Consider the following 25,453-nt stretch of genomic DNA (forward strand, 5'->3'; position numbering starts at 1 on the left):
TCGGCCCGGGGGCCGATCCCTCGCTCCACCCACCGACGCGCCTCGTCACACCCGGGTGATGCCCCGGCTCCCGGCGCGGGCGAGCGTGGGGCGTCCGGGGCGCGCCACACGGTCGCGCCGCAGCACGACGCCCACGGAGCTGGCCATGACCGAGACCGCGATCGCCGACCACGGACTGATCGGAGACCTGCAGACCTCCGCACTGATCACCACCGACGGGTCGGTCGACTGGTTCTGCTGCCCCCGGTTCGACTCGCCGAGCGTCTTCGGGGCGCTCCTCGACGACGAGCGCGGAGGGCGCTTCCGCGTCCGCCCCGCGGGCCTCGACTACACGACGAAGCAGATGTACCTCCCCGACTCCGCCGTCCTGGTGACCCGCTTCTCCACCGAGGCAGGGGTGGGCCAGCTCCTCGACTTCATGCCGCCGACGGGGACCACGGCCACGGACACCCACCGGCTCGTGCGGATGGTGCAGTGCGTCCGCGGGGAGATGACCTTCGACATCGAGGTCGCGCCGCGGTTCGACTACGGCCGGGTGCCGCACCGCACCCAGCCGTCGGAGAACGGCGTCGTCTTCGCCGCCAACGGGACCACGCTGACCCTGCACGTGGTCCGGGAGCCCGGCGACGAGCACAAGGCCCGGGTGGACGTGGACGACCAGGACGTGCGTGCGTCCCTCGCGCTGGCCGCCGGTGAGGTCCGTGGCATCGTCCTGGAGTCCGCGGCGGACGGTGGTCCCCGGGAGATCCGAGCGGCCGAGATCGAGGGTCTGCTGGACGAGACGGTGGGGTTCTGGCGCGACTGGCTGTCCGGGTCGACCTACCGAGGCCGCTGGCGGGAGGCGGTGCAGCGCTCGGCGATCACGCTGAAGCTGATGACGTACGCGCCGACGGGGGGCCTCGTGGCCGCGCCGACCATGGCCCTGCCCGAGCAGGTCGGGGGCGAACGCAACTGGGACTACCGCTACACGTGGGTGCGCGACGCCTCCTTCTCCGTCCGCGCCCTGCTCCGGCTCGGGCTGGTGGGGGAGGCCGCGCGCTTCGGCACCTGGCTGGGCGACCGTGTCCGGGAGCGGGTGCACAGCGACAGCGGTCCGCTGAACCTCATGTACCGCATCGACGGTTCCTCCGACCTGAAGGAGGACGTCCTGGAGGGCTGGTCGGGCTATCGCGGGTCGGTGCCCATCCGCCTCGGCAACGGCGCCGCCGAGCAGCTGCAGCTCGACATCTACGGCGAGGCGATGGACAGCATCTTCGCCGGTGCCCAGGCGGGGCTGCCCCTCCCCGTCCGCGGGTGGACCGCGATCAGCGGCATCCTGGACTGGCTCGTCGACAACTGGGACCAGCCCGACGAGGGGATCTGGGAGACCCGTGGGGGCCGGCAGCCGTTCACCTACGGCCGCGTCATGTGCTGGGTCGCGTTCGACCGGGCCATCCGCCTGGCCGCCATCCACGGCCTACCCGCCCCGCTCGAGCGGTGGACGGCCGCGCGGGACGCGATCCGGGCGCAGGTCCTCGACCGGGGTTTCCACGAGTCACGGCAGGCGTTCGTCCAGCACTACGACACCGACGTCCTGGACTCCGCCCTGCTGAGGATGCCGAGCGTCGGGTTCATCGACGGACGCGATCCCCTGTGGCTCTCCACGCTGCGGGCGATGGACGAGGAACTGGTCACCGACAGCCTCGTCTACCGCTACGACCCTGCGGCGTCGCCGGACGGCCTGCAGGGGTCCGAGGGCACCTTCTCGCTGTGCAGCTTCGCCTACGTCGACGCCCTCACCCGTGCCGGCCGGGTCGAGGACGCCCGCCTGGCGTTCGAGAAGATGCTCACCTACGCCAACCACGTCGGTCTGTACTCCGAGGAGATCGCCCTGACCGGCGAGCAGATCGGCAACTTCCCCCAGGCGTTCACCCACCTGGCGCTCATCGACGCGGCCGTCACCCTCGAGACGGCGTTGGAGTCGGTGGGGGTCTGACCGGCCGGCGCGCCCGTCCTCGCCGCTGCGCGGACCTTTCCGACGGCCCGCGCAGCGACGAGCCGTCCTCCGTGTCCGGCGACCCGGTGCCGTCCTCGGACGCACTCAGTCGAGATCGTCGTGGTCGTGCGTGGCCGCGAACACGATCGCGGCGCGGACGTCGGGCAGGATCTCTCCCCCGGAGGGCATGAGCCGTGCCCGCGCACACCGGCGGCAGTAGGCCGCGAACTGCCTACCCGAGTACTCGACCGAGTTCCGGACGGACCGCCTGATCGTCACGGAGCCGTCATCGGAGACGTAGCTCCCGGAGAAGGCCAGGGTGCACTCGACCAGGTCGCCGACGGCAGGCACCGGTCCTCCTGGGACGACCGGTCCCCGCGTGTACGACGACGAGTCCGCCCGTGTCCCGGAGCCGGTCCGGGGCCGAGGGATCCCGGCTCTGCCGAGCCCGTCCTCGGGGACCGCTCGGGTCGGCACGCCTCCCGGCCACGGTCCGCTCATGGCCGGCACCTCCTGTCGCGGTGGAGGGGGCAGGGGATGACACGGTACTGCCCTCGGAGTGCGCGGGAGGCAGAGCGGGCCCGCCGCTCCCAGCGACCTCGCGGCGTCGTCCGAGGTGGACCGCAGGAGGTGCCGGTCACGCCGTCAGCGCGGCGAGGACCGAGGTCCACGATGGTGGGGATCGTCGCGTCCTCCTCGGCCGGCGACACCCGTGCGGGAGTGTCGTGGAGCCAGCAGGAGGGCCTCTCCGCAGCCGACTCACCCGGGCGGGGTGAACGAGGTCGTGTGGCGCTGCCCGTGCCGGCGCCGCTCGCGTGGACCACGAGTTCCACGCGGGCCCGTCGTCTCCCGGTCGTCACGGTCACCGCGTGGCACCACGAGCTCCCGGTCGCGCGGACGTCGTGTGTGCCCTGCGGCGGTGGACGGTGTCGGCCGTGAGCCGTCTCCGGCGCCGTCGTCTCCCGGAGGCAGGAGGGTCACGCCAACCGGGCGATGACCGCCGGCGCCCCGTGCCGAACGGTGAGGCAGCAGGAGAGGAGCGTGCGGATGACTGCGACGGTGTACGAGTTCCGGGTCGACGGCCAGCTCTCGGAGCAGGCGCGCGAGGCGTTCTGCGACATGCGGATCGAGGAGGACAGGGCCGGCGCGACGTTGTACGGCGACGTGATCGACGAGTCCCACCTGCTGGGGATCATGGCGCAGATCCGGCTCCTCGGTCTGGTGGTGGTGTCGGCGCACAGGACCTCTGCCAGCGCCCTCTGACGCTGCGGTCCCCGAGCGCCGTGCGGCCGCGGCAGCAGGACCGCGAGCCCCGTGGCCGCCAGGAAGACCGATCGGGTGTCGGTCGGCGTGCCGATCGTCGCGGACGGTCAGCCTCCGAGCGGCCCCGGCGTCGAGGTCTGCACGTCCCGCCGATCTGTCCGGGTCAGTACACAGCGGTTCAGGACTCTCCGCCCAGTTCGGCGTAGTCCAGGTCCTGCTGCAGGCGCCTGTCCTCCTCGATCTCGGCGCGCTCCCTGAGTCGCTCGGCGACGCCGCCCACCGTCCCCTCCGACGTGGCGCGTGACTCGGCGTGGGTGGCGGAGTTGCCCTGCACGGTGCTCATGATCGGCACCTCCCGGCTCGGGGTGGGAGCGGTCCGGAGGGCAGCCATCCGGGCGCGCCGTGGTGATCGGAGGATGCGACTGCGGGCCCGGCCGGCCGGCCCTGGCCTGGGCGCTCACCGGGCGACGGTGACGACGATCCGCCCTCCTCCGCCACGGGTCAACCGCCCGGCCCCGAAGGGCGGGCACGAGCGCGTCGGCACGCCGACGTGCCCGGGGTGCTCGGCGGCTCGGCGCGTGGGCCTCGCCGGCGCGCTGCCCCGCGTACCGGCGGCCGGCCGGGCCGGTCACGTCCCGTTCACGCTGGCCCGCTGGCCCGCTGGCCCGCTGGCCCGTGCCGGCCCGCCGGACGTGGCCTGCACCCGGCACGGCCGTGTGACCGCGGGGAGGGAGCCCGCCGACGCGACCGCCGGCAGCGGGCACCTCACCAGCGGATGCCCGCCAGCCCGAACTCCTCGTCCGCCGCGGCCCGCAGCCGGACGCGGACCTCCAGCCAGGCGGACGCCGCGCTCGGCCAGTCGTCGGTGTGGGCCGCGTCCACCATCCGCAGGACGACCCCGGCCGCCTCGAGCAGGGCCGGGTGCAGGCGGGGTCCCAGCAGGATCTCCTGCACGTCGAGCTGCTCGTACACCTCGGTCAGCGGGACCACGTCCCCCGCGACGACGAAGCCGTCCGGCAGGGCGCTCCCGTGGTGGGCCCGGTTGGCGGTCGTGGTCATCCGCTGCAACCGCGTGTGCAGATCCGCGAAGGTCACGTACCGATCGGTGAGGATCTTCTCCTCGAACCCCGACCGTCGCGCCAGCTGGAGGCGCAACCGCTCGGCGTAGGCGTCCAGCCTCGACGTCACGGCCTTCTCGACGACCGTCCTGGCCACGAGGAGGAAGGCCGAGCCGACGGCCAGGAGCCCGACGACGGGCACCGAGTAGTCCCTCAGCCACTCGAGCAGAGGAGTCACGACAGCCCCCTGACGACGGCGCAGGGCGTGGCCGGGGCAGCATCCCCACCACGCCGTCACCGGGACGTCACCGGCGGGGGACCTGTCGCCACGGTGTCGCGCCGCCCACGCGCGTCCCCCGGGACCCCGGCAGTGACGCCGCGGTGACGGCCCGGGCCGATCCTGACCGCGTGGACGACCGGACAGACGTCCCGCGGGTGCCACGGCCGGCAGCACACGGCCGGGCGTCACCGGGCGAGCGCGCGACATGAGCGCGTCGACCCTGCGGGAGGTCCTCACCGCCGACCCCGGAGCCCTCGCGCTGCGGGTGGTGGGCGTGGGGGCGAGCGTCGGCTTCGGAGCGGCGACGGGCAACCCCGTCGGCCCCGCGGTCAGCACCGTGAACTTCGTCCTCTGGCTGCGCCAGAGACACCGCGACGCACTGGCGGCGCGGTCGGGCGCGGAACGCCCTCCCCGCCCGCTCGACGACCTGCTCCTGACCGCGAGCGGCCTCGATCCGGGCACCCCGGTCCTCCGGGATCCCCGGCTGGGCCGCGCCCGGGAGACCGGGACCAGCGACGTCGACGAGCGGCTCGTCGCTGCCGTCCAGCGCCACGTCACCGAGCGCGCGCGGGAACTGGCGACCGCGTCCGGTGTCCGTGACGCCGGGGTCGCCCGGCGTCAGGCCGAGCGGGAGCTGTTCGTCGCCGTCCGGGCCCGGGAGATCGCCGACGCCGGACCGGACGCCGCCGACGCGGACGACTGGCGCCGGGCCGAGCGGGAACTGCTCATCGCGGCGCGGGCCCGGGAGATCGCCGAGACGTCGCCGGGCAACGGCGACCTGGACAACTGGCTCCAGGCCGAGCGGGAGGTCATGATCCGGGCCCGGGCCCGGGAGATCGCCGCGGGTCCCGAGCGCGGCAGCGACGTGGAGAACTGGCTGCGCGCCGAGCGCGAGGTCCTGACCGCCCAGCGCGCCCGCGAGATCGCCTCGTCCCCGGACGGTTCCGTCGACCTCGACACCTGGCTGCGAGCGCAGCAGGAGCTCCTCGTCCGGCGCAGGGCCGAGGCGCTCGCCGAGGGCCCGGAGCGGGGGACCGACCTGGAGAACTGGCTGCGGGCCGAGCAGCAGGTCCGGGACGTGCTCTCCAGGGAGTGGGCACTGATCGCCCGCCGCGCGGGTGAGCTCGGCAGGTCCCCGGGGTCCGGCATCGCGCTGGACGACTGGATCCGGGCGGAGGCCGGACTGCGGGCGGACGGCACCATCGGCCCGTGGTCGTCCTGAGCGGCGGTTCGCGGGCAGCCCGGGGAGGTTGACCCCAAAACATCTGATCTTTACTGTGCGGATCGCGTACCGACGTGGTGGCCGGCGACGGCGGACGATCGCGACCGTCGTCGTCGCGCGTCGCTGCGCGGGCGTCCCGACAGCGCGAGGAGGAGTGACATGGCTCCGGTCACCGTCGCGGCGGTGCACGCCGCTCCCGAGTTCCTGGACGCGGAGGCATCGGTGGCCAGGGCCGCCGAGTGGGTCGGCCGGGCGGCCGACCGGGGGGCCCGCCTGGTGGTGTTCCCGGAGGTGTTCGTCCCCGGGTTCCCGTACTGGATCAACCTCTACCCGCCGATCGTGCAGGCCGGGCTGCACGCCCGGTACGCCGCCCAGTCGGTGGACCTGGACACCGCGCAGCTGGACCCCGTGCGGGCCGCCGCCCGGCAGGCCGGCGCCGTCGTCGTGCTCGGGGTCAACGAGCGCGAGGGCGGCACGCTCTACAACACCCAGGTCGTCATCGACGAGCGGGGCGAGGTGATCGGCCGCCACCGCAAGCTCCAGCCGACCTTCGCGGAGCGGACCGTGTGGGGGCAGGGCGACGGGTCCACGCTCTCGGTGTGGCAGACGGGCATCGGCCGGATCGGTGGCCTCGTCTGCTGGGAGCACACCATGAACCTCGCCCGGCACGCGCTCATCTGCCAGGGCGAGCAGATCCACGCGGGCTCCTGGCCGGCGCTGTCGACCCTCGTCGGCTTCCGCGAGGTCTTCGACCCGCAGGTGGAGGCGATGTCGCGCAACCACGCGCTCACCGGCCAGTGCTTCGTCGTCGTGGCCCAGAACCCGGTCACCCAGCAGATGCTCGACGTCATGGAGGAGGCCCTCGGCCCGCAGGAGTTCCTCACCGTCGGTGGCGGCTGGTCGGCCGTCATCCACCCCATGACCCCCTACCTCGCCGGTCCGCACACCGGGCCGGAGGAGACGGTGCTGGTCGCGGACGTCGACCTGGACGACATCGCCGGGGTCAAGGTGTTCGTCGACGCCGCCGGGCACTACTCGCGGCGCGAGATCCTCCGGCTGAGCGTCGACGACGAGCCGAAGACGGCGCTGGTGCGGACGTCCGACCGGACGGTCGTCCCGCCCCGGACGGAGGCCGAGCCGCTGCGGCCGCCGGCCGGTGTCCCCGAGCGCGAACCCTCCGCCGCGGGGTGACCCGCCTCCGGCCGGCCGGCACCCCTACCGCAGTTCCTGCCGGAGTTCCCGCTTGAGGAGCTTGCCGGCCGCGTTGCGGGGCAGCTCCTCGCGCACGTGCCACTCGCGCGGCACCTTGAAGCCGGCCAGCCGCGCGCGGGCGTGCGTCTCGAGCACGCCCACGTCGGTGGGCCGGGTGAGGACGACGAAGGCGCTGACCCGCTCGCCCCAGGTCTCGTCGGGTCGGCCCACGACGGCGGCGTCCCGGACGTCGGGGTGGGTCAGGAGGGCGTTCTCGACCTCCCGCGGGTAGATGTTGACGCCGCCGGAGATGATCATGTCCTTCGCGCGGTCGACGATCGTGACGTAGCCCTCGTCGTCGGCGACGGCGATGTCCCCGGCGCTGAGGAAGCCGTCCGGGGTGGTGCACTCCTCCGTCGCCGCCTCGTCCCGGAGATAGCCGCTCATCAGCATCGGCGACCGGCTGTACAGCTCGCCCGGGGTTCCGGGCGGGACGGGTTCGCCGTCGGGCCCGACCAGCCGGACCTCGTTCATGAACCAGGCGTGGCCGACCGAGCCCGGCTTGCGGCGGGCGTCCGCCGGGCGCAGGTCGGTGACGATCCCGCCCTCGGTCGACCCGTACACCTCGTGGACGCCGACCCCGGGGAACGTCTCGAGCACCCACTCCTTGAGCGGCCACGGCAGCGCGGCGGCGTTGAAGTACAGCGTCTCCAGGGCGCCGAGGTCGCGGTCGCCGAGGCCCCCGGGCGCGAGGGCCCGCACCATCTGGGCGTGGGTCGGCACCAGGAAGGCGCTCTGGATCCGGTCGCGCTCGAAGAGGTCCAGCGCCCGCTCGGGGTCGAACGCGCGCAGCATCGACAGCGTGCCGCCGGTGTGCACGGCGGCGTAGGCGAAGCAGAAGCCGGCGCCGTGGTACATCGGCGCGATCGCGACCGTGCGCCGGCCCGGTCCCAGGCCCCACTCCAGTGCCGTGCCGTAGAAGGCCAGGGCCCGGGCGCGGTGGCTGAGCAGGACCCCCTTGGGGCGGCCGGTCGTGCCCGACGTGTACGCGATGGCGAAGGGGTCGAGCTCGTCGACCTCCACCCGCGGGTCCACCGGGCGGGCGGCGGCCAGCGCCTGCTCGTAGTCGGTCCCGACGGTCGTGCCGTCCATCGACAGCACCGTCCGTGGGTCCAGGGAGGTGACCGACTCGGCGACGACCTCCGCGAGCGCGTCGTCCAGCACGAGCCCGCGCGCCCGTGAGTGCTCGAGGACGTACGCCGCCTCGGGCGGCGTCAGCCGGGGGTTGAGCGGAACCGCCACCAGGCCCGCCTTGGCCAGGCCCGCGGCCACCTCCGGGTACTCGAGCCGGTTGCCCAGGAGCACGGCCACCGGGTCGCCGGGGTGCAGCCCGCCGTCGAGCAGCGCGCAGGCGAGGCGGCTGGAGCGTTCCCCCAGGGCGGCGTAGGTCAGCTCCCGGTCGCCGTCCCGCACGGCGGTCACCGAGGGGCTGACGACGGCGAACTCGCGCACGCCGTTGGCGATGGTGAGAGCCGCGCCGCCGCGACGCAGGGCCATCCGGGACCTCCTGGTGAGGTGCGCGCGCCGGCGGGGAGGGGGCACCGCCGGCGCACGCACGGGTGGTGGTCAGCGGGCCGGTGCTCCGCCGCCGAGCCGGGACCTGGCCGCCGCGAGGGCCTGCCGCGCCGGTGCGAGCAGGTCCTCCGGGGACCACGTGGGCGCCCAGCTCAGGGTCGTGGTGACCGAGCGGACGCCGGGGAGCGCCTCGACGCGGCTGTGCACCATGTCGAGCACGGCGTGCGTGTAGGCGCAGCCCGGCTCGGTGAAGGTGATCACGACCTCCACCTCGCCGTCGTGCACGCGGACGCCGCGGACCAGGCCGAGCTCGACGATGGAGGCCGGGGTGCCGGCGAGGTCCATGCAGGGATCGGGGACCGTGCCGAGCGCCTCCTCGACCCGTGCCCGCAGCTCGGCGGGCGAGGGGCCGGTCATGCCGGCACCGGGGAGTGGATCACCGACCACGGCGCCCGCAGGCCGCCGTTGTCGCGCTTCCACTGGCTGAACCGGTCCTGCTCGAGCACCCGGCGCCGCTCCTCGACGTCGATGCCGTGCAGCCGGGCGAGGTTGCCGCCCATGAACAGGTCGCGGATCTCGTCGGTCAGCTGCAGCGGGCTGCCCTCGGGCATGGCGAAGGACTCCATCGCCTCGATCACCACCTGCGGGTGCGGGTTGACCGCGGCGCTGGCGTAGATGACCTTCTGCGGCCCGCCGAAGCCCATGAAGGCGCCGAGCAGGTGCTGCATCTGCGGCGGGTTGAGCATGGCCAGCAGCGCGCTGGCCTCCATCGTGGCGTAGACGTTGGGGTGGTTGGCCAGCAGGAAGGTGGTCTCGTCGACGAACATGAAGCCGGCGTGCACGACCTGGAAGTTCATGTCGGTGAACGTGTTCGCCGCCACCGAGACGTCCTCGACGTTCATCCCGATGTGGCTGACCGGTCCGATGGGCAGCACCTTGTGCACCGCGACGTTGCGGATGCCGGCGTCGTGGGCGAGCTGGATGACCGGGAAGGCGACCTGCTCGTCGGCCAGCGACCACGCCTCGGTGCGGCCCTCGACGTAGCGGCTCGGGTAGAACTTGATGCCGTCGGCCCCGGCGGCCACCGCCTCGCGCACCTCGTCCAGCGCCGCCTCGGGGTGGAACATGTCCAGCCCGACGTACCAGAGCACCCGGTCGGGGTGGTCGCGCTTGAGCCGGGCGCCCTTGTCGGTGGCGGTGAGGCCGTCCTCGTACGCGTCGTAGATCGGCAGGGTGTGCACCGCGCAGACGTCGGTGTCGGACTCCAGCAGCATCGTCTCGATGAACTCGTCGCACTGCCACTCGCGCTCCCACTGCTCGCGGGTCATCGCGATCTCCGGCGGGTTGACCAGCGGGTAGTAGCTGTACATGACGTCGGTGAACAGCTTGCCGAACCGGCCCCGCTGGTTGGCCGGGGAGAAGTTGTAGGGGTGGCACACGCCGTCGATCACGAAGCGCCGGGTCATCGCATCTCCTCGGGTGGTGTGGTGCCGCGTCGGACCGGCCCTCCGCGGACGTGGAGGCTCGGCGGTCAGGCCTCCCAGGCGCGCAGGACGTCGTCGGTGGCCACCACGGCGCCGAACCCGAAGCCGAGGGTGGCCAGCGCCATCTCGTGGCGGGCGGCGTCGAGCTCGCCGGTGGCGTCGGAGACGACGAACACGCGGTAGTCGCGCTGGCTGGCGTCGCGCGCGGTGGTCTCGACGCACATGTTGGTGGTCACGCCGGCCACGACCAGGGTGCGGACGCCGAGGCTGGTGAGGACCGGCTCGAGGCCGGTGCCGTAGAAGGCCGAGTACCGGTTCTTGTCGAGGACGAAGTCGTCGCCGGTGGGCACCAGCTCGTCGACCAGCTCGGCGTCCCAGGTGCCGGCCGCGAGCGACTTCACGTCCGCCAGGGCGGGGAGCACCTCCTGCACGAGCACGCCGCCGTCCTTGTAGTCGGCGCGGTACACGTAGCGGGTGTAGACGACGGGCACCCCGGCGGCGTGCGCGGCGTCGACCAGCCGCCGGCAGCCGGCGATCGCGGCGGTGCACATCGAGACGTCCAGCCCCAGCCCGGCGAAGGAGCCGTCGGGGTGGCAGAAGCCGTTCTGCACGTCGATGACCAGCAGCGCGGTGCGGTCGGGGCCGGCGAGCTCCATCGGCATGGTGGCCTCGCTTCCTCGCAAGGGTGAGGGCCGGGTCTTTCTAACATCAGACCTTTGCGCAGGACAAGGCTAGGCTGTGCCGGTGACCGCGCAACCGACGGCGACGCGCGCGCCGGCGTACCAGGAGCTGGCCCGCACCCTGCGCGAGCAGATCCTCGCCGGCGAGCTGCGACCCGGGGACCGGCTGCCGATCGAGCCGGAGCTGTGCCGCCTGCACGGGGTCAGCCGCAGCACCGTCCGCGAGGCGCTGCGCGTGCTGTCCAGCCAGCACCTGGTGACCACGACCCGCGGGGTCTCCGGCGGGACGTTCGTGGTCCACCCCCAGCCCGGTCACATCAGCTCCTACCTGCAGACCAGCTTCGCGCTGATGGCCGCGGCCCCGGGCAGCTCGGTGCGCGACCTGCTCGAGGTCCGCGAGCTGCTGGAGGTGCCGGCCGCGGGGCTGGCCGCCGAGCGGCGCACGGCCGCGCACCTGCAGCAGCTGCGCGGCACGCTGTTCGACCCCCGCACCGTCGACGTCGACCACGTCTTCCAGGACAACCGGAACTTCCACGTCACCCTGCTGGTCGCCGCCGGCAACCCGCTGGTGGAGGCCATGACCCGGCCCCTCTTCGGCGTGCTCAACGAGCGGTTCCTGCGCGACCAGGCGCCGGCCCGGTTCTGGTACCGGGTCGACCGGGACCACCGGGAGATCCTGGCCGCCATCGAGGCCGGTGACGCGGAGGCCGCCCGGCAGGCGCAGCACGAGCACCTCGGGCACCTGCGCACCACGTACACGCGCATCGACCGGCAGCGGCGCCAGCGCTCGGGCTGACGAGGACGCGCCGTCCGCCGGCGGCGGTGGCGTCGTCCCCCGCCGGGCGGCGTCCGGCGCGGTCAGGGCCGGGCGACCAGCATGCGGACCGCGGCCTCGGCCACCACCGTCCCGTCGGGCCGCACCGCCGTCCAGTCCAGCCGCAGCTCCTCCCGGCCGGCCCGTGCCGTGGGCGTCGTCGGGCCCAGGCGCATGCGCAGCCGGAGGGAGTCCCCGGCGAGGGCGGGCGCCCGGAAGCGGACCTCGTCGTAGCCCAGCAGCGCCAGGACCGAGCCGTCGAGCACCTCGCACTGCTCGGCCAGACCCCCCATCAGGTGCAGCACCGCGGCACCGGGCAGCGGGCGGGCCGGCAGGGGGCTCGCGGTGCGGACGTAGCCGGGATCGGTGAACAGCGGGTGCACGTACCCGCCGAGCCGGACGAGGTCGTCGACCAGCTGCTCGGTCACCGCCACCTCCGGGCTCTCGACCTCGGTGCCGGGGGGCAGCTCGTGCCAGGCCGTCATCCCGTGCGCCACGCCGGCGCGCGCTTCTCGACGAAGGCGCGGTACCCGTCGTCGGCGAGCGGCTCCTCGTCGAGGTACCGCCGGAAGTGCTCGAGCTCCACCCGGCAGGCGTCCGTGACCGGCAACCCGTCCTGCTCGGCCAGCAGTGCCTTGAGGCGGGCCACGGTGTGCCGCGGGTTGCCGGCGACGGCACCGGCCAGCTCCAGGGCCGCCGCCGGCAGGTGCTCGCCGGGGACGCTGCGCAGCACCAGACCCACCTCGGCGGCCTCGGCTCCGGTGAGGAAGCGCCCGCTGAACAGGAGCTCGCGGGCGCGCTGCGGACCGACCAGGCGGGGCAGCCGGGCGCTCGCCCCGCCGCCGGGCAGCATGCCGACGGCGAGGTGGTGGTCGGCGATCCGCGCCTCGTGGGCTGCCACGACCAGGTCGCAGGCCAGCAGCAGCTCGAAGCCACCCGCCCGGGTCGTGCCGTTGACGGCGGCGACCACCGGAGCGGGCAGCGTCTCGATGCGCCGGAGGATGGCGTGGAAGCGGCCGACCACGTCCAGGAAGTAGTCGTGGTCGCCGAAGGCCCGGCCCAGCAGGTCCAGGTCGAGACCCACGCAGAACGTGCTGCCGGCGCCGGTGAGCACCAGGGCGCGCACGTCCTCGTCGTCGACGACGCGGTCGAGGAGGAGGTCCAGTCCGCGCAGTGCGTCCTCGTCGAGGCTGTTGACGGCACCGCCGTCGAGGGTGGCGACGACGACGTGCGGTGCCTCGGCGATCGTCCAGCCGGCCACGGGTGCTCCCTCGCAGGTCTCGGAGTGGCGAATCGTCTGACGTGCCCCTTGACTTGTAAAGGTCTGCTCTTTCATGCTCCGGGCGTCGGGGCCGGGGAGCGGCCGGGGCGGACGCGCGGGCGGGGCGGGGCCGAGGACGAGGAGGGCGTGCCCGATGGCCGTTCAGCCCGGCTGGGAGGGCCGGTTCTTCGAGGACTTCACCGTGGGCGACGTGTACCGGCACCCGCTCGGGCGGACGGTCTCCGAGGCGGACAACACCTGGTTCACGCTGCTCACGATGAACACCAACCAGATGCACTTCAACGCCGAGTACGCCGCCCGGTCGGAGTTCGGGCGTCCCCTGGTGGTGTCCACGCTCACCGTCGCGATCGCCGTCGGGCAGAGCGTCACCGACCTCACCCAGAACGCGTTCGCCAACCTCGGGTGGGACGACATCCGGATGACCCACCCGGTGTTCGCCGGCGACACGCTGTGGAGCGAGTCGATCGTGCTCGAGAAGCGGGAGTCCGGATCGCGCCCGCACGCCGGCATCGTCACCGTCCGCACCCGCACCCTCAACCAGGACGGCGCCGAGGTGTGCTCCTTCCGCCGCACCTTCTACGTCTACCGGCGCGGCGCCGAGCAGGTGCGCGACACCTTCCCGACGCCGGCGACCGAGCTGACCCTCGACGACGAGGCCCCCTGATGCGGCTCACCTACGGCCCGTGGGGGGAGACCCTCGACGAGCTCGCCGACGCCGCCCGCCGTGCCGAGCAGGCCGGCGCGGAGGTGGTCTGGGTGCCCGAGCTGCACCGCAGCGCGACGGTCGCCGCGGCTGCGCTGGCCGGCGCGACGTCGACGGCGGGCGTCGGGACGGCGATCGCCCTGGCCTTCCCCCGCAGCCCGATGGTGACCGCCCTGGAGGCACTCGACCTCGACGAGCTGGCCGACGGGCGCTTCCTGCTCGGTCTCGGGTCGGGCGTGCAGCGGCTCAACGAGGACTGGCACAACGTGCGGTGGGACAGGCCGGTCGCGCACCTGCGCGAGACCGTCCGCGACGTCCGGCACTTCTGGGCGCACTGCACGACCGGCGCCCCGATGCTGCTCGACGGGGAGCACGAGCCGATGCGGATCTCCGGCTACCAGCGGCCCTTCCCGGTGCGGCGCACGCGCATCCCGGTCTACCTGGCGGCCATGGGCCCGGTCATGACCCGGCTGGCCGGTGAGATCGCCGACGGCTGGATCTCCCACGAGCTGTGCTCGCCGGCCTACGTGGCCGAGCGGGTGCTGCCCGAGCTCGACGCCGGCGTCTCGCGGGTCCCCGGCCGCCGCCGGGCCGACGTCGACGTCGTCGTCTCGGCCTGCTGCTCGATCGACGCGGACCCGGCACGGGCCCGCCGCCGGGCGGCCGGGCTGGTCGGCTTCTACGCCAGCGTGCGCACCTACGCGGACTTCTTCGCCTTCCACGGCCTCACCGAGGGGCAGGAACGGGTCCGCGAGGCGTTCCAGGGCGGCGCGGGTGCCGAGCGCCTGGCCGGCGCGGTGGACGACGGCATGGTCGACGCGCTCACGCTGAGCGGGACGGCCGACGAGGTGCTCGACCGCCTCTGCGCCTACGAGGGGCTCGTCGACACGGTCAAGCTGACCCCGCCGACGCACGGCGTCAGCGCGGCGGAGACCCGGCGGGCCCAGGACGCCGTGATCGCGCTGATCGCGCGGAGCACCCGAGGGAGGGCTGCGTGAGACCACTGGAGGACGTCCGGGTCATCGCCGTCGAGCAGTACGGGGCCGGCCCGTTCGGCAGCGTGCACCTCGCCGACCTGGGCGCGGAGGTGATCAAGATCGAGGACCCCCGGGTGGGCGGCGACGTGGGCCGGTACGTGCCGCCCTACGCCGACGGCGAGGACTCGCTGTTCTTCGAGACGTTCAACCGCGGCAAGCGCAGCCTGTCCCTGGACCTGACCAACGCCGCGGGCAGGGAGGTGTTCGAGGACCTGGTGCGGTCGGCCGACGCGGTGTACTCCAACCTGCGCGGTGACGTCCCCGCCAAGATGCGGATCACCTACGCCGACCTGGCCCACCTCAACCCGGCGATCGTGTGCTGCTCGCTGACCGGGTTCGGCATGAGCGGGCCGCGGCGCGACGAACCCGGGTACGACTACGTCCTGCAGGGCCTCGCCGGCTGGATGTCGCTCACCGGTGACCCCGACGGCCCGCCCACCAAGTCCGGGCTGTCCCTCGTCGACTACTCCGGCGGCTTCGTCGCGGCGATCGCGCTGCTCGCCGGGCTGCACGCCGCCCGCCGCGACGGGCGCGGGATGGACTGCGACGTCAGCCTCTACGACACCGCGATCGGGTTGCTGACCTATCCCGCGGTCTGGCACCTCAACGCGGGGTTCCGGCCGGTCCGCACCCGGCACTCCGCGCACCCCTCGCTCGTGCCGTTCCAGGCCTTCGAGGCCAGCGACGGCTGGCTGGTCGTCGGCTGCGCCAAGGAGAAGTTCTGGTCCCGGCTGGTGCAGGTCATCGGCCGCCCCGAGCTGGGGGAGGACCCCCGGTTCGCCTCGTTCGCCGACCGGCAGGCGCACAGCGACGTCCTGCTGCCGCTCCTGGAGGCGGAGTTCGCCAGCCGGACGGTGGCCGAGTGGCTCGAAGCGCTGTACGCCGCGGCGATACCGTGCGGCCCCATCAACGACGTCGAGCACGCGCTCACCGAGGAGCACACCGGCGCCCGCGGGCTGGTCGTGGAGACCGAGCACCCGCGGTACGGCCGGCTGCGGCAGCTCGCCTCCCCGGTCCGGGTCGGCGACCAGCTCCCGGCCTACCGCCGGGCCCCCGCCCGCAACGAGGACCTCGACCACGTGGTGCGGGAGGTCCTCGGCTACGACGAGGAGCGGGTGACCGACCTCGGGGTCCGCGGCGCCTTCGGGCAGGGGGACAGCGACCCGGACCTCCCGCAGGCCGAGGCCGCGGTCCGGTGAGCCCCTCGCCCGTCGCCCCCAAGCTGGTCGACTGGGCCTGGCGGCTGCGCCTCGACGACGTGCCCGCCGACGCGCGGGCCGCCGTCGCGCGGCACCTGCTCGACGGGCTCGGGACGGCGATCGCCGCCGGCCGCGCGGGGGCGGCATCGCCGGCGGTGACGGTGGCGCTGGGCCTGGGCGGCCCGCCGGAGTCGACGGTGCTCGGATCCGGGGCGCGGGTCGGCGCGCCGGCCGCCGCGCTCGCCAACGGCGTCCTGCTCCACGCGCTCGACTTCGACGACACCCACGCCGGCGGCCTGGTGCACGCCACCGCGGTCGTGCTGCCGGCCGCCCTCGCGGTGGGGGAGCAGGTGGGTGCGACCGGCGCCGACGTGCTGCTGGCCTCGGTGGCCGGCCTCGAGACCGTCTGCCGGCTCGGCGCCGCGGCCCCGCACGCCTTCCACGCGCGCGGCCTGCACGCCACCGCGGTCTGCGGTGTCTTCTCCGCCGCGCTGGTCGCGGCACGGCTCGGCGGTCTCGACCGGGCGCGGGCGGTCGACGCCCTGGGCATCGCCGGCAGCTCGGCGGGCGGGCTGCTCGAGTTCCTGTCCACCGGGTCGGCCACCAAGCAGCTGCACCCGGGGCTGGCGTCGCAGTCGGGGATCCTCGCCGCGCGGCTGGCCGCGGCCGGTGCCTCCGGCCCGGCGAGCGTGCTCGAGGGCGGGCAGGGGGTCTACGCGGCGCTCGCCGGCCGGCGGGTCGACCCCGACGCCGTGCTCGACGGGCTGGGCGAGCGGTGGGAGTGCACCCGGATCACCGTCAAGCCCCACCCGGCCTGCCAGCTCTCCCACGCGGCCCTCGACGCCGCGGCGGCCGCGGCGGCCGGGCTGCCCGACGGCCGTCCGGAGGCCGCGGCCATCGCCTCCGTGGTGGTCGACCTGCACCCCGACAGCGCCGCGATCGTCGCCGAGCCGGCTGCCGCCAAGGTGGCCCCCCGCACCCCCTACGAGGCGAAGTTCTCGGTGCAGTGGAGCGTCGCGGCGCTGCTGGTCGACAGGCATCTCGGCGTGCAGACCTACGCGCCGGCCTCGCTGACCCGCGCCGAGGTCGCCGACCTCGCGGCCCGGGTGTCGGTCCGGGTCGTCGACCGGCCCGGGGTGCCCGCCGCCGCGGCACCGGGGGCCGCGACGATCCGGCTCACCGACGGCACCGAGCTCCGCGGCGAGGTGCCCTGCAGCGCCGGCAGCCCGGAGCGCCCCCTCGACGACGACGGCCTCCTGGCCAAGGCCGCGGCCAACGCGGGCGGTCCCGGCGCCGACCTCGACGAGCTCGCCCGGCGGGTGCGGGGGCTCGCCGGCGAGCCCGACCTGGCGCGGGTCGTCGAGCTCGCCGACCGGCTCGCCCGGCCGGCCGGCCCCGCCGCGGCGCCGCACCCCGAGGAGGACCGATGACGACAGCGGCCATCCGGCCGGCCGAGTTCCCGTGGTTCCGGTACGAGGGCTACACCTTCTCCCTCGGCCTGGCCGAGGACGGCACGGCGTGGCTGTCCGGGCACTCGGCCAGCGAGCACGACCCGCAGTCGGGCCGGATGGTCGTGCGGGGCGGCATGCGCGAGCAGTCCCGCACCGCGTACGCCAAGATCGGCGCCATCCTGGACGCGGCGGGGCTGACCCCCGCCGACGTCACGAGCCTGACCGAGAACGTGACGGTGGCCGGCATCGAGGAGTACGAGGAGACGGCCGCGGTGCGCCGCGAGGTGTTCGGCGCGCACGTCCCGGCGGTGCGCACCGTGGTCGTCGACCGGCTGCTGCGCCCGGCGGCGCTCGTCGAGATCGAGGTGCACGCCGGCCGGGGCGGGGGGACGGCGGGTCCGGGCGGGGTGCGCGAGGCCGGCGACGGCTCGGTCGTCCTGCCCACGGTCCTCCCGCTCGACGACGACGGGGAGGTGGTGCACGACGGTGACCTGGTCGGCCAGTACGCCTGGTGCCTGGACCGCGCCGAGGCCCTGCTCGGCGGGGTGGGTCTGTCGCTGGCCGACGCCGTGACCACCTACGACTACACCACCCTGGCCAGCCGGGACGTCTACCGGCGGACCCACCGGCCGCGCCAGGAGCGGCTGGGCGGGAAGGGCGTCCTCCCGGGCGCGGGCGGGATCCTGGTGAGCCGCCTGCACCGGCCCGGCGTCCTGGTCGCCCTCGACGTCACCGCGTCGCGGCTGCCGTTGCGGCAGGTCAACCCCGGGTGGAGCCGGTACGACACGCTCACCTACGCCCCCGGCGTGCTCGCCGGGCGCACGCTGTACATGAGCGGGTTCGCCGCGCTGGACCTCGAGACGCAGGAGGCGCTGCACCCGGGCGACGTCGTGGCGCAGGCCGAGGTCACCTACCGCTCCGTGCTGGAGGTGGTCGAGGCCGCCGGCGGCCGGCCCGAGCACCTGGTGTCGACGGTCGAGTACGTGTGCCCGGGGGGCCTGGGGGACTACCGGGGGGTCGCGACGGTCCGGCAGCGACTGCTCCGCGAGCCCTGGCCGGCCTCGACCGGCGCGGTCTGCGCGGGGCTGCTCCGGCCGGAGTTCCTCCTGGAGGTCTTCCCGACCGCGCTGCTGCCCGACGAGGACGGCGCCGGTGCTGCTGACTGACGAGATCCGCGCGATGGTGGGGCGCGAGGTGGTCTACACCGCGCCCGAGGAGCTCGGCCGCGCCGCGATCCGGTACTTCGCCCTCGCCGTCGGCGACGACAACCCCGTCTACACCGACGACGACGCCGCCCGGGCCGCCGGTCTCGACGGCGTGGTGGCCCCTCCGACCCTGGTGTGCGAGACGAACCAGTACTCCGGGCGCCCGCCGAACGCCGACGGGTACGCCGGGCACGAGTGGGGGATCGAGATCCCCGGCACCCGCCTGGTCCGGGGCGGGAACAGCTACGTGTTCCACCGACCCGTCCGCCCCACCGACGTGCTCACCGTGACCTGGCGGATCACCGGCATCACCGAGAAGGTCAACCGGCAGGGGCAGGAGATGGTCGTCGTCGCCTCCACGGCCCGCTACCGCAACCAGCACGGCGAGCTGCTCACCGAGAACGACGAGACGCTGGTCTACGTGGCCCTGCCCGGAGCGGCGTCGTGACCGCCGTGGCGGTCGGCGCCACCGTGCCGCCGCTGGAGCGCCGCTTCGACCGGGCCGGCATGGTCGCCTACGCCGGGGCCACCTGGGACTGGCACCGCCTGCACCACGACGAGACCTACCTGGCCGAGAAGCAGCTGCCCGCCCCGGTGGTCGACGGCCAGCTGTTCGGTGCCCTGCTCGCCGAGCAGGTGCAGGACTGGCTCGGCCCGTCGTGCTTCGTCACCCGGCTGTGGTTCCGGTTCGCAGGGCTGGTGTTCGCGGGGGAGACCGTCCGCTGCGAGGCGACCGTCACCGCCGTCGACGGCGACCTCGTCACGGTGAGCTCGCGGGTGGTCGTGCCGGCGAGCGGCGACCGCCCGGAGCGGCCGGCCGTGACCGGCGCGGGCGCGCAGGTGCGGGTGGCGGCGCGGTGACCGGGGTCGCGATCGTGGGGGCGGCCGAGTGCGACCTCGGCGTCACCGGGAGGTCGGTCCTCGGGCTGCAGACCCAGGCGGTGACCCGCGCCCTCACCGACGCGGGGCTGGCGCTGGCCGACGTCGACGGGCTGGCGACCAGCGGTATCTCCCGGTTCTCCACCGCGCAGCTGGCCGAGTACCTCGGCCTGCGCCCCTCGTGGGCGGACTCCACGTTCGCCGGTGGCAGCGCCTACGAGGTGTACGTGGCGCGGGCGGTGCAGGCGATCGAGGCCGGGCAGTGCTCCACCGTCGTGGTCAGCTTCGCGTCGAACCAGCGATCGGCCCGGTCCCGCTCCCTGGGCGGGGTGGTGGAGCCGCACACCCCCGAGGCCCAGTTCGAGGCCCCGTACGGGCCGCTGTACCCGATCTCGCTGTACGCCATGGCCGCGGCGCAGTACCTGCACCGGTACGGCGCCACCCGGGAGCAGCTCGCGGAGGTGGCGGTGGCCGCCCGCGAGTGGGCGCTGCTCAACCCGGTGGCCTACCGCCACGGCGCGGGTCCGCTGACGGTCGCCGACGTCCTCGGCGCACCGGTGCTGTCCACCCCGCTGACGTCGGCCGACTGCTGCCTGGTCACCGACGGCGGCGGGGCCGTCGTGCTCACCTCGCTCGAGCGGGCCCGCGACCTGCCCAGACCGCCGGTGCGGGTGCTCGGCTACGGCGAGAGCACCACCGGCACGTCGATGGCCGGGTACGACGACCTCACCCTGCCCGGAGCGGTCGACTCGGGCCGGGCGGCGTTCGCCCGGGCCGGGCTGTCCCCGGCCGACGTCGACGTCGCCGAGGTCTACGACTCCTTCACGATCACGGTGCTGCTCACCCTGGAGGCGCTGGGCTTCTGCGGCCGGGGGGAGGCCGCCTCCTGGATCCAGGGCGGCCGGGTCCGCCCCGGTGGGGACTTCCCCCTGGACACCTCCGGAGGAGGGCTGTCCTACTGCCACCCCGGCCAGTACGGGGTGCTGCTGCTCGTCGAGGCGGTCCGCCAGCTGCGCGGCGAGTGCGGCGACCGCCAGGTCCCGGGCGCCGAGGTCGCCCTGGCCCACGGCACCGGCGGCGTCCTCTCCACCCACGCCACGGTGCTGCTCGGGGTCGACCGGTGAGCGCCCCGGACGTCCCGCCGCCGGACGAGGTCACCGCGCCGTGGTGGGAGGCCACCCGGCGCCGGGAGTTCCTGCTGCAGACCTGCTCGCGCGGCCACCGGCAGCACCCGCCGCGGGCGGTGTGCACCGCCTGCGGCGACGTGGCCGGCCTCGGCTGGTCGCCGGTCGCCGGCCGGGGCCGCGTCGACGCCTGCACCGTGGTCCACCGCGCCCCCGGCCCGGGGTTCGACCCGCCCTACGTGGTCGCCCGGATCCGCCTGGTGGAGGGGCCGGTCGTGCTGAGCACCGTGGTCGCCGACGACCCCGGCGCCGTCGCGATCGACGACGACGTCGTCCTGGACTGGCGCGGCCTGCCCGACGGGCGGGCCCTGCCCGTCTTCGTCCGACCACCGAGGAGCTGACCGATGGAGTTCCGGCTGAGCGACGAGCAGCGCTCCTTCCGTGCGGTGCTGCGCGACTTCGTCGACGAGGAGGTCGTGCCCGTCGCCCGGGAGTGGGAGCAGGCCGGCCGGTACCCGCAGGAGCTCGTCGACACCATGGCGGAGCTGGGCCTGTTCGGGGTGACCGTGCCCGAGGAGTACGGCGGCCTGGACCTGGACCCGGTGTCGTTCGCGCTGGTGTTCGAGGAGATCTCCCGCGGCTGGATGGGGGTCGCCGGCATCCTCGGCAGCCACTCGCTGTCCTGCCGGATGATCGCCGTCCACGGCACGGCGGAGCAGAGGCAGCGCTTCCTGCCCGACCTGGCCACCGGCCGGCGGCGCACCGGCATCGCCCTCACCGAGCCCGACGCCGGTACCGACCTGCAGGGCATCCGCACCCGGGCGGTCCGCGACGGCGACGGCTACGTGGTCACCGGCACCAAGACGTGGATCACCAACGCGCGCCACGCCGACCCGCTGCCGGTGCTGGTGAAGACCGATCCGGAGGCCTCGCCCGCGCACCGGGGCATGAGCGTCCTGCTCGTGGAGGCCGGCACCCCCGGCTTCGCGGTGGCCCGCGACATCCCGAAGCTCGGCTACAAGGGGACCGAGTCCTGCGAGGTCGTGCTCGACGGTGCCCGCGTGCCGGCGGCCAACCTGCTCGGCGGCGTCGAGGGCACCGGCATGCAGCAGGTGCTGTCCGCGCTGGAGTGGGGCCGGGTCAACATCGCCGCCCGCAGCGTCGGCATCGCCCAGCGGGCCTACGACGAGGCGCTGGAGTACGCGCGCGGCCGGCACGCCTTCGGCCGGCCGATCGCCGACTTCCAGGCCGTGCAGCTCCGGCTGGCCACCCTCGCCACGACGCTGCAGGCGGCCCGCCTGATGGCCTACTGGTCGGCCGACGCGGTCGCAGCCGGCCGGGCGGACGCGCAGACCGGCATGGCCAAGATCTTCTGCTCCGAGGTGGCGCTGGAGGCCGCGATCGACGCGATGAAGGTGCACGGCGGGTACGGCTTCTCCACCGAGTACGAGGTCGAGCGGCTGTACCGCGACGCCATCCTGATGAGCATCGGGGAGGGCACGAACGACGTGCTGCGCACGGTCGTGGCCAAGGCGCTGGTCCGCGGGGAGGCCGCGATCAGGTGAGCACCCCCACGACGGGCGGACGGGCGGCCCCCGACCGCGTCCCCGGACCCGGCGCGGCGTGGCAGGCGCTGCACCTGCCCGACGCGGAGCCGGCCGTCCGGCGGGCGGTCCTGCACCGCGACGGCGGGGGGCGCTCGGTGCAGCTCGTGGAGTTCCCCGCCGGCTGGCACCGACCCGCCGCCGGGCACTTCCCCGTCGACGAGGAGTTCGTCGTGCTGCGCGGCAGCCTCGAGCTCTCGGGGGTCGCGGTGCTCGCGGGGGACCACGCGCTGGTGCCGGCCGGTGCGCTGCGCGCCGACTCCGCCGTCGGGCCGGAGGGGTGCCTCGCGGTCGCGTGGTTCGACGGCGTCCCCGAGTGGCGCCGCGGTGCCGCGCCCGCCCCCTCGGGCGCGATCGTCCGCCGGCGCGTCGAGGGCGTCCTGCTCAGCGAGGGCGGTCGGGTGCGCCCCCACCCCGGGCCCGAGGTGACCGGACCGGCCGACGTCCTCACGACCGACGGTCGCTGGGAGCGGGTGCCCGACGGGGCGGTCGCTCCGGTGCCCGGCGGGGACGCCGTCGTCCGCCCGTGGGGGAGGCGGCCACCGACGTCCCCCACGAGTCCGCCGCACGGTGCCGACGGCGACGGCTCCGAGGGTCAGGCGGACGGCGGAGACACCCCTCGCTGGTCATCTGCGGGTCACCGGTCGTCGGGCCGCCGGTCGCCCCGGTGACGCCGGGGCTCGTCAGGGTCGGGACGACGTGTCCGCGACCCTGGAGAGCTCCTGTGTCATCTCGCGCCGCCCGGCTCCTCGCCTGCTCGCTCCCCGCTGCCGCCGTGCTCGTCGTCGCCGGCAGCCCTGCCGGTGCCGCACCCGGCCCGCAGCGGTCGTTCACCGAGGTGGCGACCTTCGACGTCAGTGGTGAGGTCGCCGAGATCCTCGCTGTCACACCCGACGGCCGGACGCTGCTCCACACCGACTCGGCGACCGGGGAGGTCGGCCTGGTCGACCTGACCCGACCGGACCGGCCCCGTGCGATCGGCGGTGTCGCGGTCGGTGGCGAGCCCACGTCGGTCGCCGTCACGCGGGACGGGCGTCACGCCCTCGCCGTGGTGGACACGAGCGCGTCGCCCGCCGCCCCCTCGGGAGAGCTGGCCGTCATCGACCTGCGCACCCGGTCGGTCGTGCGGACCCTGGACCTGGGCGGGCAGCCCGACTCCGTCGCCGTCGCTCCGGACGGTTCGGTGGCCGCCGTGGCCATCGAGAACCAGCGCGACGAGGAGGTGGAGGTCGGGGGCGTCGAGGGTGGTCTGCCGCAGGCGCCGGCGGGCTTCCTGGCCGTCGTCGACCTGCACGGGCCGGTAGCGGGGTGGACGGTCGGGCGCGTCGAGCTGACCGGCCTCGAGGTCGCGCTGTACCCGGAGGACCCCGAGCCCGAGTACGTCGACGTCGACCGCGACGGCGTCGCCGCGGTGACGCTGCAGGAGAACAACGCCGTGGCACTCGTCGACCTCGGCTCCCGCACGGTGGTCGGTTCCTTCTCGGCCGGCACCACGACGCGTCCTGACGCGGACACCGTCGACGACGGCGTCGCGGTGTTCGACGACCCGCTGCAGGCGCCTCGCGAGCCCGACGACGTCCCGCTCCGTGGTGCGCGCGGTGGAGCCGCGCCGGCTCCGGACCACCCGCACCGACTCCCGGTGTGAGCGCGACCGTCGGACCGGTCGGCCGGGGCGTGTCGGTGCGCCACCGCCTACCGGCCTCGCGAGCGCCTGGGCGAGACTGCGCCGGTGGACGACGAGCACGACGCCGCGCAGCGCGCGGAACGGTCGGCGGAGCTGTTCGGCGTGCTGGCCCGGATCGTGCACCGCACCGCCCAGGACGCCGCTGCCGTGCTCCGCGGGGAGGGTCTCAACCCGGCGCAGTTCCAGCTGCTGCGGGCGGTCCGGGACGCGCCGGGGGAGACCCAGCAGACCTTCGGGAACCGGTTCGGCGTCACCCGCGGCAACGTCTCCATGCTGGTGACCAAGCTGGTCGACGCCGGCCTGCTGGTGCGGGAACCGCGCGGGGCGGCCAACGGGCTGCGGCTCACGCCGCGCGGGGAGGCGCTGGTGGAGCGGCTGGAGCCGGACCAGAGGCGGTTCCTCACCGAGCGGTTCGGCGTCCTCGACGAGGCCGAGCTGGCCACCCTGCACCGGTTGGCCGTGGCGGTCCTGGAGGGCTTGCCCTGAGCCGCAGGCGGGCCTACCGTCGAACTATGTTCAGCACTGAACACACCCTCGTGAGCGGTCGCCGCTCCCTCGTCCTCACCGTCCTCGCCACCGCGGCCGCGGTGGCCACCTTCTCCGCCCTGCGCCTGTCGGGGCAGGAGCTGGTGGTGGCCGCCCGCGGAGATCCACGGCCGGTCCCGGTCGGCGCCGTCGTCCTGGCCACCGTCGCCGGCGGGGTCGCCGCGCACGTCCTCGCCCGGTCGGCCGCTCGCACCGGCCGGCCCCGGCGGACGTTCCTCGCTGCGGTCGTCGCCGGCCTCGCCCTCTCCGGCGTCCCCCCGGTGCAGGCGGCCACCACGACCTCGACCGCCGTCTGGCTGCTCGTGCTGCACGCCGTCGTCGCCGCGGTGCTGGTGCCTCCGCTCGCACGGGCGCTCCCGCCGACGCGGCCCCCCGCGCAGCGGCGCCCGGAGCAGGTCCGGCCCGGCGCCGGGGTCCCGCGGTGAGGCCGGCGAGGCCGCCGGCCGCCGGCGACGTCGCCCGCCAGGTGGCCACCGTGACCGGCGCGGTGGCGCAGGCGGTCCTGCCCGCGGTGCTCCTCCCGCGGGTCCGCCGCGACCTGCGGCCGCCGGAGGTGGCCCAGCCCGCGCCGTGGGCCTTCGCCGTCTGGCTGCCGGTCTACGCGGCCTCGGCGGCGCACGCCGCCCGGCAGGCCCGGCCGGCCCTGCGCGCCGATCCGCTGCTGCGACGCACCGGCTGGCCGCTCGCCGCCGCGTTCCTCTGCCTGGGAGCCTGGGCGCCGCTGCTGTCCCGGCAGCGGTACTGGGCGGCGCAGGCGGCCCTGGCCGGCACCGCGCTGCTCGCCGGGACCGCGCGAGCGCGGGCGGACCGCACGCCGGACCCGGTCCCGCCGACCCTGGCGCTCACCACCGGACTGCTCGCCGGGTGGGGAGCGGCCGCCTGCGGGGTCAACCTCGCCTCGATGCTCGTCGGCGCCGGGCCCGTGCCCGGTGGCCGGCCGGCCACGGCCACCGGCGCGGCCACCGCGGTGGCCCTCGGCGCCCTCGGGGTGGCCACCCTCCCGCGGCACGCCACGACGCTCACCCAGCGGGTGTACGGAGTGACCCTGGCCTGGGCGCTGGCCGGGGTCGCCGACGGTCGCCGCCGCGCCGCTCCACCGGTCGCCGCGGCCGCGGCGCTCGCCGCTCTGCCGATCCTGCGTCGTCTGCGCTGACGGACCCTGCCGGTGGCGGCCAGGGAGGCCGGCCGGCCTCCGTC

General features: G+C 75.1%; 29 protein-coding genes. 20 read left to right on the forward strand and 9 right to left on the reverse strand.

Annotated elements, in window-relative coordinates; genetic code table 11:
* Window positions 1-145 precede the first annotated feature (145 nt).
* Window positions 146-1,975, forward strand: a complete 1,830-nt coding sequence (locus ACI8AD_RS12595) for a glycoside hydrolase family 15 protein (protein WP_456870868.1) — start codon at window positions 146-148, stop codon at window positions 1,973-1,975.
* Between the two features lie 105 nt (window positions 1,976-2,080).
* Here the strand turns inward: ACI8AD_RS12595 and ACI8AD_RS12600 are convergent, their stop codons facing one another.
* Window positions 2,081-2,326, reverse strand: a complete 246-nt coding sequence (locus tag ACI8AD_RS12600; protein WP_456870869.1) for a hypothetical protein — start codon at window positions 2,324-2,326, stop codon at window positions 2,081-2,083.
* A 696-nt stretch (window positions 2,327-3,022) separates the two neighbouring features.
* Here ACI8AD_RS12600 and ACI8AD_RS12605 point away from each other — a divergent pair.
* Complete coding sequence (locus ACI8AD_RS12605) at window positions 3,023-3,238, forward strand: hypothetical protein (protein ID WP_456870870.1); 216 nt, start codon at window positions 3,023-3,025, stop codon at window positions 3,236-3,238.
* A 178-nt stretch (window positions 3,239-3,416) separates the two neighbouring features.
* Here the strand turns inward: ACI8AD_RS12605 and ACI8AD_RS12610 are convergent, their stop codons facing one another.
* Both ACI8AD_RS12610 and ACI8AD_RS12615 read right to left on the reverse strand, forming a co-directional pair.
* Window positions 3,417-3,581, reverse strand: coding sequence for a hypothetical protein (locus ACI8AD_RS12610; protein WP_456870871.1), 165 nt, complete (start codon window positions 3,579-3,581; stop codon window positions 3,417-3,419).
* A 422-nt stretch (window positions 3,582-4,003) separates the two neighbouring features.
* A complete protein-coding gene (locus tag ACI8AD_RS12615; RefSeq protein WP_456870872.1) occupies window positions 4,004-4,534 on the reverse strand; it encodes a hypothetical protein in 531 nt (176 codons plus the stop codon).
* A gap of 247 nt (window positions 4,535-4,781) precedes the next feature.
* Between ACI8AD_RS12615 and ACI8AD_RS12620 the strand changes: the two genes are divergently transcribed.
* Both ACI8AD_RS12620 and ACI8AD_RS12625 read left to right on the forward strand, forming a co-directional pair.
* Window positions 4,782-5,798, forward strand: a complete 1,017-nt coding sequence (locus tag ACI8AD_RS12620; protein ID WP_456870873.1) for a DUF2934 domain-containing protein — start codon at window positions 4,782-4,784, stop codon at window positions 5,796-5,798.
* A gap of 159 nt (window positions 5,799-5,957) precedes the next feature.
* Entirely contained in the window at window positions 5,958-6,989 is a 1,032-nt protein-coding gene (locus tag ACI8AD_RS12625; RefSeq protein WP_456870874.1) for a carbon-nitrogen hydrolase family protein, read from the forward strand.
* 24 nt (window positions 6,990-7,013) lie between these two features.
* On the opposite strand, the gene ACI8AD_RS12630 is transcribed toward ACI8AD_RS12625, so the two are convergent.
* The 4 genes from ACI8AD_RS12630 to ACI8AD_RS12645 all read right to left on the reverse strand — a co-directional run bounded on the left by ACI8AD_RS12630 (window position 7,014) and on the right by ACI8AD_RS12645 (window position 10,710).
* A complete protein-coding gene (locus ACI8AD_RS12630; protein ID WP_456870875.1) occupies window positions 7,014-8,546 on the reverse strand; it encodes a class I adenylate-forming enzyme family protein in 1,533 nt (510 codons plus the stop codon).
* 69 nt (window positions 8,547-8,615) lie between these two features.
* Window positions 8,616-8,981 carry a metal-sulfur cluster assembly factor gene (locus tag ACI8AD_RS12635; RefSeq protein WP_456870876.1) on the reverse strand — a complete coding sequence of 122 codons (366 nt, stop codon included), beginning with the start codon at window positions 8,979-8,981 and terminating at the stop codon, window positions 8,616-8,618.
* Entirely contained in the window at window positions 8,978-10,030 is a 1,053-nt protein-coding gene (locus ACI8AD_RS12640) for an amidohydrolase family protein (RefSeq protein WP_456870877.1), read from the reverse strand. The genes ACI8AD_RS12635 and ACI8AD_RS12640 overlap by 4 nt, the downstream gene beginning before the upstream one ends.
* A 65-nt stretch (window positions 10,031-10,095) precedes the next feature.
* Entirely contained in the window at window positions 10,096-10,710 is a 615-nt protein-coding gene (locus tag ACI8AD_RS12645) for an isochorismatase family protein (RefSeq protein ID WP_456870878.1), read from the reverse strand.
* Between the two features lie 82 nt (window positions 10,711-10,792).
* On the opposite strand from ACI8AD_RS12645, the gene ACI8AD_RS12650 reads away from it, so the two are divergent.
* Window positions 10,793-11,524: a FadR/GntR family transcriptional regulator gene (locus ACI8AD_RS12650; protein ID WP_456870879.1), complete on the forward strand. Its 732-nt coding sequence runs from the start codon at window positions 10,793-10,795 to the stop codon at window positions 11,522-11,524.
* 62 nt (window positions 11,525-11,586) lie between these two features.
* Here ACI8AD_RS12650 and ACI8AD_RS12655 read toward each other — a convergent pair whose 3' ends face one another.
* Together ACI8AD_RS12655 and ACI8AD_RS12660 are read right to left on the reverse strand one after the other, a co-directional pair.
* A complete protein-coding gene (locus ACI8AD_RS12655; RefSeq protein WP_456870880.1) occupies window positions 11,587-12,027 on the reverse strand; it encodes a MaoC family dehydratase in 441 nt (146 codons plus the stop codon).
* Entirely contained in the window at window positions 12,024-12,803 is a 780-nt protein-coding gene (locus tag ACI8AD_RS12660) for an enoyl-CoA hydratase/isomerase family protein (protein ID WP_456870881.1), read from the reverse strand. Before ACI8AD_RS12660 ends, ACI8AD_RS12655 begins: the two co-directional genes overlap by 4 nt.
* 154 nt (window positions 12,804-12,957) lie before the next feature.
* Between ACI8AD_RS12660 and ACI8AD_RS12665 the strand changes: the two genes are divergently transcribed.
* The 15 genes from ACI8AD_RS12665 (at window position 12,958) to ACI8AD_RS12735 (ending at window position 25,409) form a co-directional block, all read left to right on the forward strand.
* On the forward strand, window positions 12,958-13,488 hold the full coding sequence (locus ACI8AD_RS12665; protein ID WP_456870882.1) for a MaoC family dehydratase: 531 nt from the start codon (window positions 12,958-12,960) through the stop codon (window positions 13,486-13,488).
* Entirely contained in the window at window positions 13,488-14,525 is a 1,038-nt protein-coding gene (locus ACI8AD_RS12670) for an LLM class flavin-dependent oxidoreductase (RefSeq protein WP_456870883.1), read from the forward strand. Before ACI8AD_RS12665 ends, ACI8AD_RS12670 begins: the two co-directional genes overlap by 1 nt.
* Window positions 14,522-15,763, forward strand: coding sequence for a CaiB/BaiF CoA transferase family protein (locus ACI8AD_RS12675; RefSeq protein ID WP_456870884.1), 1,242 nt, complete (start codon window positions 14,522-14,524; stop codon window positions 15,761-15,763). Before ACI8AD_RS12670 ends, ACI8AD_RS12675 begins: the two co-directional genes overlap by 4 nt.
* Window positions 15,760-17,193, forward strand: a complete 1,434-nt coding sequence (locus tag ACI8AD_RS12680) for an MmgE/PrpD family protein (protein ID WP_456870885.1) — start codon at window positions 15,760-15,762, stop codon at window positions 17,191-17,193. The genes ACI8AD_RS12675 and ACI8AD_RS12680 overlap by 4 nt, the downstream gene beginning before the upstream one ends.
* Window positions 17,190-18,380, forward strand: coding sequence for a Rid family hydrolase (locus ACI8AD_RS12685; RefSeq protein WP_456870886.1), 1,191 nt, complete (start codon window positions 17,190-17,192; stop codon window positions 18,378-18,380). The genes ACI8AD_RS12680 and ACI8AD_RS12685 overlap by 4 nt, the downstream gene beginning before the upstream one ends.
* Complete coding sequence (locus ACI8AD_RS12690) at window positions 18,367-18,867, forward strand: FAS1-like dehydratase domain-containing protein (protein WP_456870887.1); 501 nt, start codon at window positions 18,367-18,369, stop codon at window positions 18,865-18,867. Before ACI8AD_RS12685 ends, ACI8AD_RS12690 begins: the two co-directional genes overlap by 14 nt.
* Complete coding sequence (locus ACI8AD_RS12695) at window positions 18,864-19,280, forward strand: MaoC/PaaZ C-terminal domain-containing protein (protein ID WP_456870888.1); 417 nt, start codon at window positions 18,864-18,866, stop codon at window positions 19,278-19,280. Before ACI8AD_RS12690 ends, ACI8AD_RS12695 begins: the two co-directional genes overlap by 4 nt.
* A complete protein-coding gene (locus tag ACI8AD_RS12700) occupies window positions 19,277-20,422 on the forward strand; it encodes an acetyl-CoA acetyltransferase (protein ID WP_456870889.1) in 1,146 nt (381 codons plus the stop codon). Before ACI8AD_RS12695 ends, ACI8AD_RS12700 begins: the two co-directional genes overlap by 4 nt.
* Window positions 20,419-20,823 (forward strand): Zn-ribbon domain-containing OB-fold protein, encoded by a 405-nt coding sequence (locus ACI8AD_RS12705; RefSeq protein WP_456870890.1) that lies wholly within the window; start codon window positions 20,419-20,421, stop codon window positions 20,821-20,823. Before ACI8AD_RS12700 ends, ACI8AD_RS12705 begins: the two co-directional genes overlap by 4 nt.
* 3 nt (window positions 20,824-20,826) lie before the next feature.
* Complete coding sequence (locus ACI8AD_RS12710; protein ID WP_456870891.1) at window positions 20,827-21,987, forward strand: acyl-CoA dehydrogenase family protein; 1,161 nt, start codon at window positions 20,827-20,829, stop codon at window positions 21,985-21,987.
* Window positions 21,984-22,697, forward strand: coding sequence for a hypothetical protein (locus ACI8AD_RS12715; RefSeq protein WP_456870892.1), 714 nt, complete (start codon window positions 21,984-21,986; stop codon window positions 22,695-22,697). Before ACI8AD_RS12710 ends, ACI8AD_RS12715 begins: the two co-directional genes overlap by 4 nt.
* Window positions 22,698-22,750: 53 nt before the next feature.
* Window positions 22,751-23,671, forward strand: coding sequence for a hypothetical protein (locus tag ACI8AD_RS12720; protein ID WP_456870893.1), 921 nt, complete (start codon window positions 22,751-22,753; stop codon window positions 23,669-23,671).
* A gap of 84 nt (window positions 23,672-23,755) precedes the next feature.
* Complete coding sequence (locus tag ACI8AD_RS12725; RefSeq protein ID WP_456870894.1) at window positions 23,756-24,196, forward strand: MarR family winged helix-turn-helix transcriptional regulator; 441 nt, start codon at window positions 23,756-23,758, stop codon at window positions 24,194-24,196.
* A 26-nt stretch (window positions 24,197-24,222) separates the two neighbouring features.
* Complete coding sequence (locus tag ACI8AD_RS12730; RefSeq protein WP_456870895.1) at window positions 24,223-24,681, forward strand: DUF6069 family protein; 459 nt, start codon at window positions 24,223-24,225, stop codon at window positions 24,679-24,681.
* Window positions 24,678-25,409, forward strand: coding sequence for a hypothetical protein (locus ACI8AD_RS12735; RefSeq protein ID WP_456870896.1), 732 nt, complete (start codon window positions 24,678-24,680; stop codon window positions 25,407-25,409). The genes ACI8AD_RS12730 and ACI8AD_RS12735 overlap by 4 nt, the downstream gene beginning before the upstream one ends.
* Window positions 25,410-25,453: the final 44 nt, after the last annotated feature.

The organism is Geodermatophilus sp. SYSU D00766 (assembly GCF_054049915.1).

Coding starts and splice junctions, on each gene's coding strand:
- ACI8AD_RS12595 (WP_456870868.1), top strand. CDS start 146: ATGACCGAGACCGCGATCGCCGACCACGGACTGATCGGAGACCTGCAG.
- ACI8AD_RS12605 (WP_456870870.1), top strand. CDS start 3,023: ATGACTGCGACGGTGTACGAGTTCCGGGTCGACGGCCAGCTCTCGGAG.
- ACI8AD_RS12610 (WP_456870871.1), bottom strand. CDS start 3,581: ATGAGCACCGTGCAGGGCAACTCCGCCACCCACGCCGAGTCACGCGCC.
- ACI8AD_RS12620 (WP_456870873.1), top strand. CDS start 4,782: ATGAGCGCGTCGACCCTGCGGGAGGTCCTCACCGCCGACCCCGGAGCC.
- ACI8AD_RS12625 (WP_456870874.1), top strand. CDS start 5,958: ATGGCTCCGGTCACCGTCGCGGCGGTGCACGCCGCTCCCGAGTTCCTG.
- ACI8AD_RS12630 (WP_456870875.1), bottom strand. CDS start 8,546: ATGGCCCTGCGTCGCGGCGGCGCGGCTCTCACCATCGCCAACGGCGTG.
- ACI8AD_RS12635 (WP_456870876.1), bottom strand. CDS start 8,981: ATGACCGGCCCCTCGCCCGCCGAGCTGCGGGCACGGGTCGAGGAGGCG.
- ACI8AD_RS12640 (WP_456870877.1), bottom strand. CDS start 10,030: ATGACCCGGCGCTTCGTGATCGACGGCGTGTGCCACCCCTACAACTTC.
- ACI8AD_RS12645 (WP_456870878.1), bottom strand. CDS start 10,710: ATGCCGATGGAGCTCGCCGGCCCCGACCGCACCGCGCTGCTGGTCATC.
- ACI8AD_RS12655 (WP_456870880.1), bottom strand. CDS start 12,027: ATGACGGCCTGGCACGAGCTGCCCCCCGGCACCGAGGTCGAGAGCCCG.
- ACI8AD_RS12665 (WP_456870882.1), top strand. CDS start 12,958: ATGGCCGTTCAGCCCGGCTGGGAGGGCCGGTTCTTCGAGGACTTCACC.
- ACI8AD_RS12670 (WP_456870883.1), top strand. CDS start 13,488: ATGCGGCTCACCTACGGCCCGTGGGGGGAGACCCTCGACGAGCTCGCC.
- ACI8AD_RS12685 (WP_456870886.1), top strand. CDS start 17,190: ATGACGACAGCGGCCATCCGGCCGGCCGAGTTCCCGTGGTTCCGGTAC.
- ACI8AD_RS12710 (WP_456870891.1), top strand. CDS start 20,827: ATGGAGTTCCGGCTGAGCGACGAGCAGCGCTCCTTCCGTGCGGTGCTG.
- ACI8AD_RS12730 (WP_456870895.1), top strand. CDS start 24,223: ATGTTCAGCACTGAACACACCCTCGTGAGCGGTCGCCGCTCCCTCGTC.